This window comes from Cryobacterium sp. TMN-39-2, assembly GCF_004402745.1.
GTDB lineage: Bacteria > Actinomycetota > Actinomycetes > Actinomycetales > Microbacteriaceae > Cryobacterium > Cryobacterium zongtaii.
Window position 1 is genome coordinate 35,453 of record NZ_SOFX01000008.1, and the last position, 15,064, is coordinate 50,516.

15 protein-coding genes are annotated in these 15,064 nt (G+C 68.0%); 6 read left to right on the forward strand and 9 right to left on the reverse strand.

Annotation, left to right across the window (positions count from 1 at the left end):
- Positions 1-41: 41 nt before the first annotated feature.
- The 7 genes from pstA to E3O57_RS01780 all read right to left on the reverse strand — a co-directional run bounded on the left by pstA (position 42) and on the right by E3O57_RS01780 (position 8,306).
- Entirely contained in the window at positions 42-1,133 is a 1,092-nt protein-coding gene (pstA, locus tag E3O57_RS01750) for a phosphate ABC transporter permease PstA (protein ID WP_103432227.1), read from the reverse strand.
- A complete protein-coding gene (pstC, locus tag E3O57_RS01755; RefSeq protein ID WP_088457069.1) occupies positions 1,133-2,077 on the reverse strand; it encodes a phosphate ABC transporter permease subunit PstC in 945 nt (314 codons plus the stop codon). The genes pstA and pstC overlap by 1 nt, the downstream gene beginning before the upstream one ends.
- A gap of 153 nt (positions 2,078-2,230) precedes the next feature.
- A complete protein-coding gene (pstS, locus tag E3O57_RS01760; protein ID WP_370028165.1) occupies positions 2,231-3,325 on the reverse strand; it encodes a phosphate ABC transporter substrate-binding protein PstS in 1,095 nt (364 codons plus the stop codon).
- A gap of 227 nt (positions 3,326-3,552) precedes the next feature.
- Positions 3,553-4,494 (reverse strand): NUDIX hydrolase, encoded by a 942-nt coding sequence (locus E3O57_RS01765; protein ID WP_088457067.1) that lies wholly within the window; start codon positions 4,492-4,494, stop codon positions 3,553-3,555.
- Complete coding sequence (locus E3O57_RS01770; RefSeq protein WP_103432229.1) at positions 4,491-6,665, reverse strand: RNA degradosome polyphosphate kinase; 2,175 nt, start codon at positions 6,663-6,665, stop codon at positions 4,491-4,493. Before E3O57_RS01770 ends, E3O57_RS01765 begins: the two co-directional genes overlap by 4 nt.
- 56 nt (positions 6,666-6,721) lie before the next feature.
- Positions 6,722-7,639, reverse strand: a complete 918-nt coding sequence (gene mshD / locus E3O57_RS01775; RefSeq protein ID WP_241990261.1) for a mycothiol synthase — start codon at positions 7,637-7,639, stop codon at positions 6,722-6,724.
- Entirely contained in the window at positions 7,614-8,306 is a 693-nt protein-coding gene (locus E3O57_RS01780) for a response regulator transcription factor (protein ID WP_103432231.1), read from the reverse strand. The genes mshD and E3O57_RS01780 overlap by 26 nt, the downstream gene beginning before the upstream one ends.
- A gap of 100 nt (positions 8,307-8,406) precedes the next feature.
- Between E3O57_RS01780 and E3O57_RS01785 the strand changes: the two genes are divergently transcribed.
- Positions 8,407-8,643, forward strand: a complete 237-nt coding sequence (locus E3O57_RS01785; RefSeq protein WP_088457063.1) for a hypothetical protein — start codon at positions 8,407-8,409, stop codon at positions 8,641-8,643.
- A 171-nt stretch (positions 8,644-8,814) separates the two neighbouring features.
- The gene (locus tag E3O57_RS01790; RefSeq protein ID WP_103459220.1) at positions 8,815-9,453 is read left to right on the forward strand and encodes an FABP family protein; all 639 of its coding nucleotides are present in this window, start codon (positions 8,815-8,817) and stop codon (positions 9,451-9,453) included.
- Here the strand turns inward: E3O57_RS01790 and E3O57_RS01795 are convergent.
- Positions 9,437-10,084 (reverse strand): Pr6Pr family membrane protein, encoded by a 648-nt coding sequence (locus E3O57_RS01795; RefSeq protein ID WP_103459221.1) that lies wholly within the window; start codon positions 10,082-10,084, stop codon positions 9,437-9,439. The two genes, E3O57_RS01790 and E3O57_RS01795, sit on opposite strands and share 17 nt — an antisense overlap.
- Positions 10,085-10,238: 154 nt before the next feature.
- On the opposite strand from E3O57_RS01795, the gene E3O57_RS01800 reads away from it, so the two are divergent.
- Together E3O57_RS01800 and E3O57_RS01805 are read left to right on the forward strand one after the other, a co-directional pair.
- On the forward strand, positions 10,239-11,423 hold the full coding sequence (locus tag E3O57_RS01800) for a folate-binding protein YgfZ (protein WP_103459222.1): 1,185 nt from the start codon (positions 10,239-10,241) through the stop codon (positions 11,421-11,423).
- Between the two features lie 76 nt (positions 11,424-11,499).
- Complete coding sequence (locus tag E3O57_RS01805) at positions 11,500-12,249, forward strand: phosphoglyceromutase (protein WP_088457059.1); 750 nt, start codon at positions 11,500-11,502, stop codon at positions 12,247-12,249.
- Between the two features lie 60 nt (positions 12,250-12,309).
- Here E3O57_RS01805 and phoU read toward each other — a convergent pair whose 3' ends face one another.
- Complete coding sequence (phoU, locus tag E3O57_RS01810) at positions 12,310-12,969, reverse strand: phosphate signaling complex protein PhoU (protein ID WP_103432235.1); 660 nt, start codon at positions 12,967-12,969, stop codon at positions 12,310-12,312.
- Between the two features lie 183 nt (positions 12,970-13,152).
- Here phoU and E3O57_RS01815 point away from each other — a divergent pair, with 183 nt between their 5' ends.
- Together E3O57_RS01815 and E3O57_RS01820 are read left to right on the forward strand one after the other, a co-directional pair.
- Positions 13,153-14,307, forward strand: coding sequence for a cell wall metabolism sensor histidine kinase WalK (locus tag E3O57_RS01815; RefSeq protein WP_103459223.1), 1,155 nt, complete (start codon positions 13,153-13,155; stop codon positions 14,305-14,307).
- A complete protein-coding gene (locus E3O57_RS01820) occupies positions 14,304-14,984 on the forward strand; it encodes a response regulator transcription factor (RefSeq protein ID WP_088457056.1) in 681 nt (226 codons plus the stop codon). The genes E3O57_RS01815 and E3O57_RS01820 overlap by 4 nt, the downstream gene beginning before the upstream one ends.
- The last annotated feature ends 80 nt before the right edge of the window (positions 14,985-15,064 follow it).

Consider the following 15,064-nt stretch of genomic DNA (forward strand, 5'->3'; position numbering starts at 1 on the left):
CCTTCGAATCTGTTGAAGCTGGAGTCTGGGCGGCGGCTGCGTCAGCGGCCGAGTTTGGGGGAGAAGGTGCGCGCGACCAGCCGGGCCACGAGGTTGAGCAGCATGACGATCACGATCAGGGTGAGCGCACCGGCCCAGGCCCGGTCGATGTAGGCCTGCGAATCGGCGCCCTGGCTGGCGTACTGGTTGTACACGAACACCGGCAGGGTCATCATCCGCTCGTTGAACAGGTCGTAGTTCATGCTGGCGGTGAAGCCGGCGACGATCAGCAACGGCGCGGTCTCGCCGATCACGCGGGAGATCGAGATCATGATGCCCGTGACGATGCCGGCCAGTGACGTCGGCAGCACCACCTTCACGATGGTCAGCCACTTGGGCACACCGAGTGCGTAGGCGGCCTCGCGCAGCTCGTTGGGCACCAGCTTGAGCATCTCTTCGCTGGAGCGCACCACCACCGGGATCATCAGCACCGACAGAGCCACCGAGCCGCCGAAGCCGAACCGGATGCCGGGGTCGTTGAACAGCAGCGAGAACAGGGCGTAGGCGAACAGGCCGGCCACGATCGAGGGGATGCCGGTCATCACGTCGACGAAGAAGGTGATGCCGCGGGCGAGCCGGCCGCGACCGTATTCGGTGAGGTAGATGGCCGTGAGCAGCCCGATCGGTACCGAGATGAGGGTGGCCAACCCGGTGACGAAGAGGGTTCCGACGATGGCGTGCAGGGCCCCGCCGCCGGCGCCCACGACGTTCCGCTGGGACTCGGTGAAGAAGGTGGGGGTCATGAAGGCGGGCAGCCCGTTGACGATGGTCGTGCCGACCAGGGAGATCAACGGGATCAGCGCCACCACGAACGCGATGGTGACCAGGGCGGTGACCAGGCGGTCTTTGGCCCGGCGGGTGCCCTCGACGAAGTAGGAGAACAGAAACAGGGCGATGCAGTACAGGACGGTTCCGAAGAACAGCGTGCCGGCCCAGTTGAAGCTCTCGGTCGCGCCGGAGAGGAAGATCACCGCGAAGATGGCGCCCACGACCAGCCAGCTGGCGGCGAGCACCATCATGGGGGCGTTCTTGGGCAGTTTGCCGGCGGTGAGGGAGTTCGTCACGGGAGAGGAGGCGGTCATGGTGATGCTCATCAATTCGCTCCTGAGAAGGCCTTGCGGCGGTTGATGATCACGCGGGCGATCATGTTCACGATCAGCGTGATGACAAAGAGTACGAGGCCGGTGGCCAGCAGGATGTTGACCCCCACGCCGTGTGCCTCGGGGAAGTTCAGCGCGATGTTGGCCGCGATGGTGTTGGAGTTCTGCGAGGTGAGCAGCTGGAAGATCACCTCGGGGTTGGGGGAGAGCACCATGGCCACGGCCATGGTCTCGCCGAGCGCGCGGCCCAGGCCCAGCATGGCGGCGGAGATGATGCCGGCGCGGCCGAAGGGCAGCACGGCCATGGTGATCATTTCCCAGCGGGTGGCGCCGAGGGCCAGCGAGGCTTCCTCGTAGAGCACCGGGGTCTGCAGGAAGATCTCCCGGCAGATGGCGGTGATGATCGGCAGCACCATCACGGCGAGCACGATGGCCACGGTGAGGATCGTGCGGCCGGTGCCGGACACGGGGCCGGCGAACAGCGGGAACCAGCCGAACCAGTCGACGAGGTTGGCGTAGAACGGCTGCACCATCGGGGCCAGTACTCCGATGCCCCAGAGGCCGAAGACCACGGAGGGAACGGCGGCGAGGAGGTCGATGAGGTAGCCCAGGCCCTGCGCGAGTTTGCGCGGGGCGTAGTGCGAGATGAAGAGGGCCACGGCGATGGCGACGGGCACGGCCATCAGCAGGGCCAGGAAGGCCGACCAGACCGTACCGAAGGCCAGCGGGGCCACGTAGGACCAGAAGTTGCTGAAGTCGCCCTTGAAGGCGTCAGCCGGCGCCACGAAGGCGGGGATGCTCTGCACGAAGAGGAACAGGGCCACGGCGGCCAACATGGCCAGGATCAGGCTGCCTGCTACCACCGTTGCGGTGGAGAAGATGCGGTCGCCCGGTCGTTCCTTGGCCTTGATCGCAATACGGTCAACTGCGGTCGTCATTCCGAGCGTCTCCCTGGAGGGGTGAGGTGTTACCGGTAAGGGTGGATCTTGAGCCGGACCCCAAGCCTCAGTGTGCCCGACAGGGCGACCGCGTGCAACGCGATCGCCCTGCCGGGCGGTGTTACTGAAGCCGGAAGCTCAGCGGATGTTGAGTTACTTGACGGTCTCGAGGACAGCGGCAACCTTGGCCTGCAGGTCAGCGGACAGCGGTGCGGCGCCGGCGGATGCCGCAGCCTCAGCCTGGCCGTCCTCGCTGGCCATGTAGCTGACGTACTCCTTGACGAGGGCGCCCTGTTCGGCGTCCGCGTACTCGGTGCAGACCAGCGCGTAGCTCACCAGAACGAGCGGGTAGTGCGTCGCGTCGGTGGTGAGGCGGTCCAGCTTGACGGCCAGATCGTTGTCGGCGCGGCCTTCGACGAGCGGCGAACCGTCGACGACTGCTGCGGCGGCCTCGGCCGTGTACTCGACGAACTCGTCGCCGACCTTGATCTTGGCGACACCGAGGTCACCGGCGCGGGAAGCGTCGGCGTAGCCGATGGTGCCGGTGCCGTTGGTGACGGCGTCGACGACACCGGAGGTGCCCTGGGCGCCCTCACCGGTGGCGTACGGGAACGGGTCGGCCGGCTTTTCGGTCCACACGTCGGGTGCGGCCTGGAAGAGGTAGTCCGCGAAGTTCTTGGTGGTACCCGAGTCGTCCGAGCGGTGCACGGCGGTGATCGCGGTGGCCGGCAGGTCGGCGTCGGCGTTCAGCGCGACGATGGCCGGGTCGTTCCAGGTGGTGATGGCGCCGGTGAAGATCTTGGCGAGCGTGTCGGCATCCAGGTTGAGGTCGGTGACGCCCTCAACGTTGAAGATGACGGCGATCGGGGAGATGTAGACCGGCAGGTCGACGGCGAGGGTGTCGGGGGCGCAAGCGGCGAACGTGCCGGCCAGCTCCTCGTCGCTCAGGTAGGAGTCAGAACCGGCGAAGTCGGTGCCGCCGGCGATGAAGGTCTCGCGGCCGGCGCCGGAGCCCGACGGGTCGTAGTTGATGGTGACGTCCGGGTTGGCCGTCTGGAAAGCGGAGATCCACGCTTCCTGGGCCGAGCCCTGCGAGGAGGCGCCCGCGGCGTTGATCGTGCCGGTGAGGGTGCTGTCCGCGGCGTCGTCGGTAGCCGTGCTGCCGGCTTCGTTCGAGGCGCAGGAGGAAAGAACGAGGGCTGCGGCAATAGCAATGACCGCGGGGCGGCCAAAACGCATGAGATTCACAAGGATCCTTTTCAGGTTGACTACAGGGAATGCGATCACAGGAGAATCCTGCGAACTTCGGGCCGGTGCTGGCCCTCGGTAGACGCTAATCCGTGTGGTTAACGACACTCCCCCTCCTTGGTGAACGGGAGGTAAACGACATCCGTCGAGTGGACCTCGTGCCACCTGCGCTGCGCACATCAGCGCCCGCAGTCCCGGTCGGGTCTGTGAGCGCTGGGAGAACCTTGTTAGAGGCGCGGCGGGTGGGTCTCGATGGCGAGGATGCCCGCGCTCGGGTTGTCGCTGGAGAGGTGCACGACCGAGAACCCGCTGGGCGACAACGCCGCGGCGTTGCCCAGCTGCTGGGTCATCGGGGAGCCCGTCGCCAGGGCGATCTCGCGCAGGATGTCTGGCAGCACCGGGCCGTGGCTGCAGAGCACCGCGGTCTTGCGGGCGCGGATGCGCTTGCCTACGTTGTGGCGCACATCGGAGGTGCCCTGCTCCCAAGCATCCTGGCTGATCAGGTCGGTGCGCTTGAACGGCACCCCTGTCGCGGCCGACAGCGGTGCCACGGTGGTCACGCAGCGGGTGGCGGTGCTGGTGAAGATGCGCTGCGGCTGCCAGGCGCTCACCGTGGGGACCAGGGCGGCGGCCTGGGTCACTCCGCGTTCGCTGAGCGGGCGGGTGGCGTCCGGGCCCGACCAGTCGTGCGGCGCGGTGGCCTTGGCGTGGCGCAGCGCGATGATCGCGAAGGTGCTCGTGATGCCCTGGGCCACCAGGCGGGCGAACGCGTCGATGATCTCCACGTCAGGGGCGTAGCTGAGGTAGGTCCTGGCCTTCTTGATGGTCACCCATTCCAGGGCGGCGACCTCACCGTTGGGCACAAAGGTGGAGCGCAGAATGTGCTCCGGCAGCACCTCGGCGGCCCAGTAGTGCACGATCTTGGCCTTGCCGTTGGGCATCGGGTACTCCGACACGCCCAGCGGGACGCCCAGGGCGATGGCCAGCCCGGTCTCTTCCTCGATCTCCCGCACGGCTGTGACCGGCAGCGTCTCGCCGGGGTCGACCTTGCCCTTGGGGATGGTGATGTCGCCGTGCACGGTGCGGTGGATCAGCAGCACGTGCATCCGGCCGTCGATGAGGCGCCAGCAGACGGCTCCGGCCGCGAACACGGGGGCGAGGTCGCTCATCGGCGGCTCACGGGTCGCTTGCGCTGGCCGATCTGCTGCATCAACCGGTTCTGCATGTCGTCCAGCGGCTTCCCGTCGGCGTCCTGGTGGTGCCGGGTCCACTCACCGTTCTCGTCGAGCCACCACGACGAGGTGCGCTCGTCCATCGCCCGGGTGAACAGGGCATCCACCTCGCCCAGGTGCCGCGGGTCGACCAGGCGCACCAGCGCCTCCACCCGACGGTCGAGGTTACGGTGCATCATGTCCGCGCTGCCGATGTAGACCTGGGTCTCGCCCAGGGTGTGGAAGGAGAAGATCCGCGAGTGCTCGAGGTAGCGGCCCAGGATCGACCGCACCCGGATGTTCTCGCTCATGCCGGGCACGCCGGGCTTGAGGCTGCAGATGCCGCGTACCCACACGTCAACGGGCACACCGGCCTGGCTGGCGCGGTACAGCGCGTCGATGATGTCCTCGTCCACCATCGAGTTGACCTTGATGCGGATGCCGGCGGGCTTGCCGGCCAGCGCGTTCGCGGTTTCATCGGCGATGCGCTTGAGCAGGGCCTTGCGCAGGTGCAGGGGAGCAACCAGCAGGCGCTTGAACTTCTTCTCGATCGCGTAGCCGGAGAGCTCGTTGAACAGCCGGGTCAGGTCCTTGCCGACCTGGTCATCCGCGGTCAGCAGCCCCATGTCTTCGTAGATGCGGCTGGTCTTGGGGTTGTAGTTGCCGGTGCCGATGTGGCTGTAGTGCCGCAGCACGCCCTTCTCATAACGCACCACCAGGGCCAGCTTGCAGTGGGTTTTCAGGCCCACGAGGCCGTAGACCACGTGCACGCCGGCCTTCTCCAGCTTGCGCGCCCAGGAGATGTTCGCTTGCTCGTCGAAGCGGGCCTTGATCTCCACCAGGGCGAGAACCTGCTTGCCCGATTCCGCGGCGGCAATCAACGCCTCCACGATCGGGCTGTCGCCGGATGTACGGTACAGGGTCTGCTTGATGGCCAGCACGTTCGGGTCCGCGGCGGCCTGCTCGAGGAACGCCTGCACGCTGGTCGCGAAGGATTCGTACGGGTGGTGCAGCAGCACGTCGCCGCGGCTGATGGCGCGGAAGATGTCGGGTTCGTCGTTGGGTTCGCCGGTGAGCAGCTGCGCGGCCGTGGTGGGCACGTGCTTCGTGTAGTGCAGGTCGGGACGGTCGATGCGCAGGTCGAACAGCCCGCCGAGGTCCAGGGGCGCCGGCAGCCTGTACACCTCCTGCTCGGTCACGTCGAGTTCACGCACGAGCAGGCCCAGGGTCACCTCGTCCATGTCCTCGGTGACCTCGAGGCGAATGGGCGGGCCGAACCGGCGGCGCAGCAGCTCCTTCTCAAGGGCCTTGATCAGGTTCTCGGTGTCGTCTTCCTCGATGACGACGTCCTCGTTGCGGGTGACCCTGAACACGTGGTGTTCGAGGATGTCCATGCCGGGGAAGAGGTCCTCGAGGTGGTTGGCGATGAGGTCCTCGAGGGTGATGAAGCGCACCTTGTCGACGGACTCGGTGCGGTCCACCCGCACGAAGCGCGGCAGCATGGAGGGCACCTTGAGGCGGGCGAACTCCTGCTTGCCGGTCTTGGAGCTGTGCAGGCGCACGGCCAGGTTCAGCGACAGACCGGAAATATAGGGGAACGGGTGCGCGGGGTCGACGGCCAGCGGCATCAGCACCGGGAAGATCTGATTGCCGAAGTAGCCGCGCAACGACCGGCGGTCCACGTCGCTCAGGCTGTCCCAGGTGACGATGTCCACGCCGTGTTCGGCCAGCGCCGGGCGCACCAGCTCCTGGAACGCGTGAGCGTGCCGGTCCTGCAGCACGTGAGCGGCGGCGGCGATGTCGGAGAGCACATCCTGCGGGGCTCGGCCCACATTGGTGGGCACGGCCAGCCCGGTGAGGATGCGGCGCTTGAGGCCGGCGACCCGCACCATGAAAAACTCGTCGAGGTTGTTGGCGAAGATGGCCAGGAAGTTCGCCCGTTCGAGCACCGGCAGGGCCGGGTCCTCGGCGAGTTCGAGTACCCGCTGGTTGAAGGCCAGCCAGCTCAGCTCCCGGTCGAGGTACCGCTCGCTCGGTAGCGCCGGATCGTTTTTGCCGATCTGGGGGTCAAAATCGTCGTCGAGTTCGCTCTCGAGCCCTGAGGTGCCTGGGATGTTGTCGCCGTCCATCTGTCCATCTTGACACCCGGCGCCGAGCGGGCGCGACGTTCACGGTGAACGGAACGTTAACGAGGCGAACGGTGGTACTGCACATCCACCGTGCGGTCGGTGAATCCGAGGCTGCGGTACAGGCGAACCGGCCCGGCGCTCTCGGCCTCCACATACAGTTCCACGCTCGAGCAGCCGCGCCGCCGGAGGCGGGCCAGGCCCGCCAGCATGAGGGCGCGACCGAGGCCTGCGCCGGCGGCATCCGGATGCACGCCGAGCACGTAGATTTCGCCGAGCGGGGCGCCCGGTTCGATCTTGACCCAGTTGTAACCCAGGATGCGTCCGGGCGCGGCGTCATCCGTGCTCGCCCGGGCCAGCAGCAGGTCGCCGGCGTCGAACCAGGGCTCGGCCATGCGGGCGGCCAGATCGGCCTCGGTGACGGCGCCCTGCTCGGGATGCGTGGCGAAGACCAGCGCGTTCAGGCTCACCCAGTCGGCGTTGTCGCCGGGCTCGTCGGCGGTGGCCGCCCGGAACCCGGTGATGGCGACACCGTCGGGCAGCACGGGGGAGGCCTCGGCGTCGGCGTCGGTCAGCGGACGTTCCAGCTGCAGCAGGGTGCGCACGGCGCTGAAGCCGAACCTGTCGGCCAGGGTGCGGGCGCCGGGCAGGTCGCCGTGGGCCCAGGCGGTGAGGTCGCCGGACATGCCGCCCTCATCCTCGAACAGGCGGCGGAGCGCGGCGGTGGCGTGGCCGCGCCGGCGATAGCGCGGATGCACGACGAGGGCGATCTGCCCCTCCCCGACGATCGCGGCGCCGACAGCGTCTTCGCCCTCGAGCAGCAGCTGCGGGCTGCGCCGCCCCGACCGGGCATCGAGCAGGGCCTGTTCATTGAACGGGCGGTAGCCATCCGTGTGCGCAGCCGCATCGGCCACGTCGTGGAAGCGCGCCGCGAAAGCGGCGTCGGACAGGTCAGGCGCCGACAGAGTGCGGGACACGATCTCCTTCTTCCTCGTACACGTTGAACCTGTAGCCGACGTTCCGCACCGTTCCGATCAGGGACTCCTGGTCGCCGAGCTTGGCGCGCAGCCGCCGCACGTGCACGTCGACGGTGCGCGTGCCGCCGAAGTAGTCGTAGCCCCACACCTCGCTGAGCAGCTGCTCCCGGGTGAACACCCGCGACGGGTGCGCGGCGAGGAAGCGGAGCAGCTCGAATTCCTTATAGGTGAGGTCGAGCGGTTTGCCGTGCACCTTGGCGGAGTAACTGGCCTCGTCGATGACGACACCGGCGGCGCGGATGGTGGGGGAGGGCGAGTTGTGCGGGGTGCGGCCGGCGGCGAGCCGGATGCGAGCATCGACCTCGGCGGGGCCGGCGGTGTCCAGCACCACGTCATCGACACCCCAGTCCGGACTGACCGCGGTCAGACCGCCCTCGGTGATCACCAGGAGCAGCGGCACGCTGCTTCCCGTGGTGCGCAGAATCTGGCAGAGCGACTTGGCGGCCATCAGATTGGACCGGGCGTCGACCAGAATCAGGTCGGAATCGGGCGCTGTGATGAGCTGATCGGCCTGGGCCGGAATGAGTCGTGTGCTGTGGGACAGCAACGCCAGGGCCGGTAGAACGTCGTTATTCAGGGCCGAGGTCAGGATCAACAGCTGCGCCACGCAGGTCCTCCAAGTATCGTGCGGCCCATACTAGCGTGCCACGGAATGCGACTCGGGCGTGCAGAATGGGACAGTGAGCTGGAAGCGTTTGAGTGTAGTGATGATTTGGTTGGTCGCCGTCGTCTGTGCGGTGCTGACCGGCGTCCTTGTCGCCCCCGCGGACCGGCTGGTGTGGGTCAGCCTGTCCCTGGCCGGTTGTACCATCCTCACCCTCGCCGCCCAACTGTCCACGGGGCAGAAGGAAGGCTACGTGCACAGAGTCACGCTCAGCCTGGTGGGTGCCGTGCTCGTTCTCGGTGCCGCGACGGGGTTATTCGCCCTGATCGGCCTCGTATAACACTTCGCCTCACCTGGCGGCTTCCGGCCGGCCAACGGCTAGAGTTGGGGCATGTCAACGCTCGCACTCGAAATCCTGTTCCTGGGCCTCCTCGCGCTGGCCAGCCTGTCGATCGCCTGGGTATCCGGCATCGTGCTGTTCAAGCTGTTCCGGGGCCAGCGGTAACCCAGCGTGTACGAACTTCCGGTCGGCCTCCCGTCCGAACTCGTTCCGCTGTCGTGGCTGATCGGCGTCTGGGAGGGGTCGGGGATCCTCGACTACACAGTCGACGGCAAGAAGGTCACCCGTGAGTTCGGGCACCGGATCAGTTTCAGCCACGACGGTCTGCCGCACCTGAACTACAGCTCGTATACCTGGCTCGAGCCCGAACCGGCCGACCCGGATGCCGACGGCACCGTCGCCCCGACCGGTGCACCGGTCCCGCTGATGACCGAAACCGGCTACTGGCGGCTCAGCCGCCCCCAAGAGGCCGGCGACCCCGGCCCCGGCCTGTTGCCCGGTGTCGGGCCGGCGCCGTTCCAGACCGCGGAAGCCGTGGAGACGCTGCGGAACACCGACGGGGGTTTCGACATCGAGGTGAGCCTGGTGCATCCTGGCGGCATCATCGAGCTCTACCTCGGCCAGGTGAAGGGTCCGCGCATCGATCTCGCCACCGATGCCATCGTGCAGACCAGCGGTGCCAAGCCGTACGCGGCCGCCACCCGGCTCTACGGCCTCGTCGACAGCCATCTGCTCTGGGCATGGGATATCGCCGCGCTCGGCCAGGACCTGCAATCGCACGCGTCCGGCCGGCTCAGCCGCGCGTCCTGACCGGCTCGCTGCGCACCGTGACCGGGCGCAGCCTGCTGAGCCCGAACACCGCCGCGCCGGCCGTGATGACGGCCACGGCGATCAGCAGCACGTAGAGCAGCACCGAGCCGTACCCGGTCACCGGGTTCAGGAACGGGTACGGCACCCAGCCGTCCGTCGCGCCGCGCACCAGGACAACCGCGCACCAGAGCACCGGATAGACCAGCACCACCCACAGGCGGCGCCACGGTAGCGGCCCCCGGTCGGCCACGAGCGCCCAATCGAGCAGGCAATACACCGGGAAGACAACGTGCAGCACGGTATTCGCCCAGGGCAGCTCCACGCCACCGGGCAGGCCGACAAGCAGGGTGTTGTAGACCAGGCCGACGACGATCATGTATGCCGTGGTCGCCGCCCTGGCCAGGACCAGCCAGGCCGGCGCCGTCCGGCCGAGCAGCACCAACACCGCGGTGGCGCTCAGCGCGGCGGCCGCCAGGAGGTTGGACTGGATGGTGAAGAACCCGAAGAAGTTGAACGGGTTGATGGTGGCCCGCGACGCCGTGGAGAAGAACGTGGCGCCGACGGCGATCAGGGTCAGTGCCGCCGCGCTGAGGCGGAGTACGGCGATCGAACGGGCGGGAAGACGCATCATTAGCTCCTTGCCGGGTGACGGCCGGGACGTGAGGGGAATACGGGGGACCGCTCAGACCGTTGGGCTAGCATATGGGCCGGAGTTCCCCCCTGTCGACAGCGCTCAGGCGGTCTCGTCGGCAGGGCGCCCGGAGCATTCACCGAAGGAGAGCTCGATGACCACCACCGCCGAACCGCTCGCAGCCGCCGCAGGGTCGCCGCTTCTCGAACTCGACGGCGCCGTGCAAGCCGACGGCATCGACGTCGGCGTCGCCGCGCACTACGGGAGCCCGAACACCGAACAACGCAAGCTGCTCGCCGGGACGGCCATCGTGGACCTGTCCCACCGCGGGGTGCTCTCCATCGCCGGCCCCGACCGGCTCACCTGGCTCAACTCGATGTCCAGCCAGGAGCTGCGCGGCCTCACCCCCGGCCAGTCCACCGAGACCCTGCTGCTCGACCCCGCCGGCCACCTCGAATACGCCATCGCCCTGATCGACGACGGAGTCGAGAGCTGGCTGCTCGTCGAGGCCGCCGAACTGCCCGGCCTGCAGGCCTGGCTCGACCGGATGCGGTTCACCCTGCGTGTGCAGGTGGTGGACCACACCCTCGCCTACGCCACCATCGGCACCATGGCCGCAGACCCCGCGGCGCTCCCGCTCGGCCCGGCGAGCCCGAACGGCGTGCCCGTGGTCTGGCACGACCCGTGGTCAGAGGTCGCTCCGGGCGGCTGGCAGTACGCCGCCGACACCGACCACCCCGGCGCCGCCTGGCACTGGACTGAGGTCCTGATCCCGCGGTCGGCGTTGCCGGCCCTGCGTGACGCCATCGCCGCCGGCACCGTGCAGGCCGCGGGGCTCCTGGCCCTGGAGGCGCTGCGCATTGCTGCCTGGCGCCCCCGCGGAGCCCTGGACGCCGACGAGCGCACGATCCCGCACGAACTAGACTGGCTGCGCAGCGCCGTGCACCTGAACAAGGGCTGCTACCGCGGTCAGGAGACCGTCGCGAAGGTGCACAACCTCGGCCACCCGCCGCGCCGGCTGGTGCTGCTGCACCTGGACGGTTCCGATTCGGTGTTGCCCGCGCACGGCGACGAGGTGCAGGGCGACAGGTTCGTCGCCAACGCCGCACCCGAGCGCCGCACCGTGGGCGCCATCACCTCCAGCGCCATCCACTACGAGCTCGGACCGATCGCCCTCGCCGTCATCAAGCGCACGGTGCCGGGAACGGTGACCCTGCACGTGCTCTCCCAGGGCCTCTCGATCACCGCCAGCCAGGAGGTCATCGTGCCGGAGTCGGCCGGGTCCGTGGCGGAGATCCCTCGGTTGCCGCGGTTGGGCGTGCGGGTTCCCCGCGGCTGAATGCGGGGTATCCGGCGGGACTTTCGTCACGCAGACGGGTACGGTGTGTCCGCGTGCGCCTCGCTAGAGTTGGAGCATGTCTGCTCCCTATACCCTCATCCTCCTCCGCCACGGCAACAGCACCTGGAATCAGCAAAACCTCTTCACCGGTTGGGTGGATGTGCGTCTGAGCGACCAGGGCCGGGCCGAGGCTCTGCGCGCCGGCGAGCTGCTGGCCGAGTCCGGTCTGCTGCCGGACATCCTGCACACCTCCGTGCTCACCCGCGCGATCCAGACCGCGAACATCGCCCTCGAAGAGGCCGACCGCCTCTGGATCGACGTCAAGCGCTCCTGGCGCCTCAACGAACGCCACTACGGCGCTCTGCAGGGCCTGGACAAGGCCGAGACCCTTGCCACCTACGGTCCGGAGCAGTTCCAGACCTGGCGTCGTTCGTTCGACGTGCCGCCGCCCGTGCTCGACGACTCCTCCGAGTGGTCCCAGGCCAACGACGCCCGTTACGCGGACCTCGGTGACGACCTGCCCCGCACCGAAAGCCTCAAGGACGTCATCGCCCGGATGCTGCCGTACTGGGAGTCCGACATCGCCGCGGACCTCCGCACCGGCAAGACCGTGCTCGTCACCGCGCACGGCAACTCGCTGCGCGCCCTGGTGAAGCACCTCGACGGTGTCTCCGACGCCGACATCGCCGAGCTGAACATCCCCACCGGCATCCCGCTCGTCTACCGCCTCGACGAAGACCTCAAGCCGATCGGTGCCGGCGAGTACCTCGACCCCGCCGCTGCCGCAGCCGGCGCCGCCGCCGTCGCGGCCCAGGGTAAGAAGTAACCCACAGCCCAACAAAAAGCCCCCGTCACTGACGGGGGCTTTTTCGTGTGCGGATGCGACCTATTCGGTCGGCGTCGGCTGGTGCCAGTCGCCGGTGCCCAGGTACTGCACCTTCTTGGCGATCGACACCGCGTGGTCGGCGAAACGCTCGTGGTAACGGCTGGCGAGGGTGGCGTCGACGGTGTCGGCGGCCTGGCCCTTCCAGGTCTCGCCGAGCACGGCGTCGAACACGCTCAGGTGCAACGCGTCCACCTTGTCGTCCTCGTTGCGGATGTCCTCGGCCAGCTGCATGTCCTCGGTGGTGAGCAGCTCGGCGAGCATCTTCGCGATCTTCACGTCGAGAGCGCCCATCTCGGCGAACGTCGGGCGCAGGCTCTTGGGGATCACCTTGTCGGGGAACCGGTACCGGGCCAGCTGCGAGATGTGCGTTGACATGTCGCCCATCCGCTCGAGCGATGCACTGATGCGCAGCGCGCTCACGACGATCCGCAGGTCCCGGGCCACCGGCTGCTGCCGGGCCAGGATGGTGATGGCCAGCTCATCGAGCTCAACGGTAAGGGCGTCGATCTTGTCGTCGTCGGCGATGACCTCTTCGGCCAGCGCCACGTCGGACTTGTTGAAAGCCTTGGTGGCCTTCTCGATGGAGATGGCCACGAGGCGCGCGATCTCGGCGAGGCGGTCCTGCACCTCGGCGAGCTCTTGCTGAAATACTTCACGCATTGTGTCTGTGGTCCTTCCTGGTCGCGCCAAAGCGCGCGAACGCATGAGACCCGCCTGGCCCCCGAACAATATTGGCGAACGAGGGTTAACGGCAGGTGCCGTGCGACTGAACAATAACCAAAGTAGCGTGTGCCCACCCTTGCCGTCGCGATCGACCCGTGCAAGAGTCACTAATCTGGTGAAATGGAATCGACCTGGCTTGTGTTGCTGTCTCTGGCACTGGGCCTCACCGTCGGCGCGGGGTTCGTGACGTTGCTGTATGTCGCGGAACGGCACGGCAAGCGGGCCGCCGAGGTGGTCAACCCGGCGGTTCCGGACGGCATCGACCAGGTTCTCGACGCGTTGGAGAGCGCCGGGGTGGTGCTGGACCCGTCGAACAACGTCATCAAGTCCTCGCCGGGGGCGTTGAGCATGGGGCTGGTGGTGAACCAACAGCTGGCCCATCCGGAGCTGCTGGACCTGGCCCGCGGCGTGCGCCGCACCGGAGAGGCCGTGTCGGAGGAGCTGGTGCTCTCCAGGGGCCCGTTCGGCGACGCGAGCATGCACCTGCGGGTGCGGCTGGCCCGATTGGGCTCCCGCTACGTGCTGCTGCTCGCGGAGGACCGCACCGAGGCGTTCAGGCTTGACGAGGTGCGCCGGGACTTCGTCGCCAACATCAGCCACGAACTGAAGACCCCGATCGCCGCCGTCGGGCTGCTCGCCGAGGCCCTCGGCCACGCCGCCGACGAGCCCGTGCAGGTGCGGCGCTTCGCCGACCGCCTCACCACCGAGGCCGGCCGGCTGGCCCGGCTCACCCAGGAGATCATCGAACTCTCCAGGCTGCAGGCCCAAGACGCCCTCCGGGAACCTGAACTGCTCGACATCGACGACATCGTGGCCGCCGGCATCGACCAGAACCGGGTCGTGGCAGATGCCGACCGCATCACCATCGCGTTGGGCAAGAAGTCCCGCGCCAAGGTCTACGGCGACGAGAGACTGCTGGTGATGGCCGTGCACAACCTGGTCGCCAATGCCGTGCACTACTCGGCGCCGGGCTCCAGGGTCGGCGTGGGGGCACGAGTGTCGGACGGGGTGATCCAGGTCACCGTCACCGACCAGGGCGTCGGCATCCCGGAGAGCGACCTGGACCGGATCTTCGAGAGGTTCTTCCGCGTCGACCAGGCCCGGTCCCGCAACACCGGCGGCACCGGCCTCGGCCTGGCCATCGTCAAGCACGTCGTGCAGATCCATGGCGGCGACATCCGGGTCTGGTCACAGCCCGGCCATGGTTCGACCTTCACCATTCGCCTGCCAGAGGCGACCCACCCCGCACCAGCGGCGACAGGAGACACCCCATGACCCGAATCCTTCTTGTTGAAGACGAGCAGGCGCTGAGCGAGCCGCTGAGCTTCCTGCTGGAACGGGAGGGCTACGAGGTGACGGTGGCCGAGGACGGCCCGAGCGCCCTCGCCGAATTCGACAAGGCCGGTGCCGATTTGGTGCTGCTGGACCTCATGCTCCCCGGCCTCCCCGGCACCGAGGTGTGCCGGGAGATCCGCACCCGCTCCGCGGTGCCGATCATCATGCTGACCGCCAAGGACTCCGAGGTGGACATCGTGGTGGGGCTCGAGCTGGGCGCCGACGACTACGTCACCAAGCCGTACTCGACCCGGGAGCTGCTCGCGCGCATCCGGGCCGTGTCGCGCCGGCACACCGATCCGGCCGAAGAGGATGACGGCGTCCTCGCCGCCGGCACCGTGCGGATGGACATCGAACGGCACACGGTGTCGGTGTCCGGCGCCGTGGTGAACATGCCGCTGAAGGAATTCGAGCTGCTCGAGTTCCTGCTGCGCAACGCCGGCCGGGTGCTCACCCGCGGGCAGCTGATCGACCGCGTCTGGGGCACCGACTACTTCGGTGACACCAAGACCCTCGACGTGCACATCAAGCGCATCCGCTCGCGCATCGAGGCGACGCCGTCGGAGCCCACGATGCTCGTCACCGTGCGTGGGCTCGGCTACCGCTTCGAGGCCTGACCCGCCGGGCGGCCATCCGCCCCTGAAACATCACAATGCCCCGTGACCCAAGGTCACGGGGCATTGTGATGCGGTTCGCG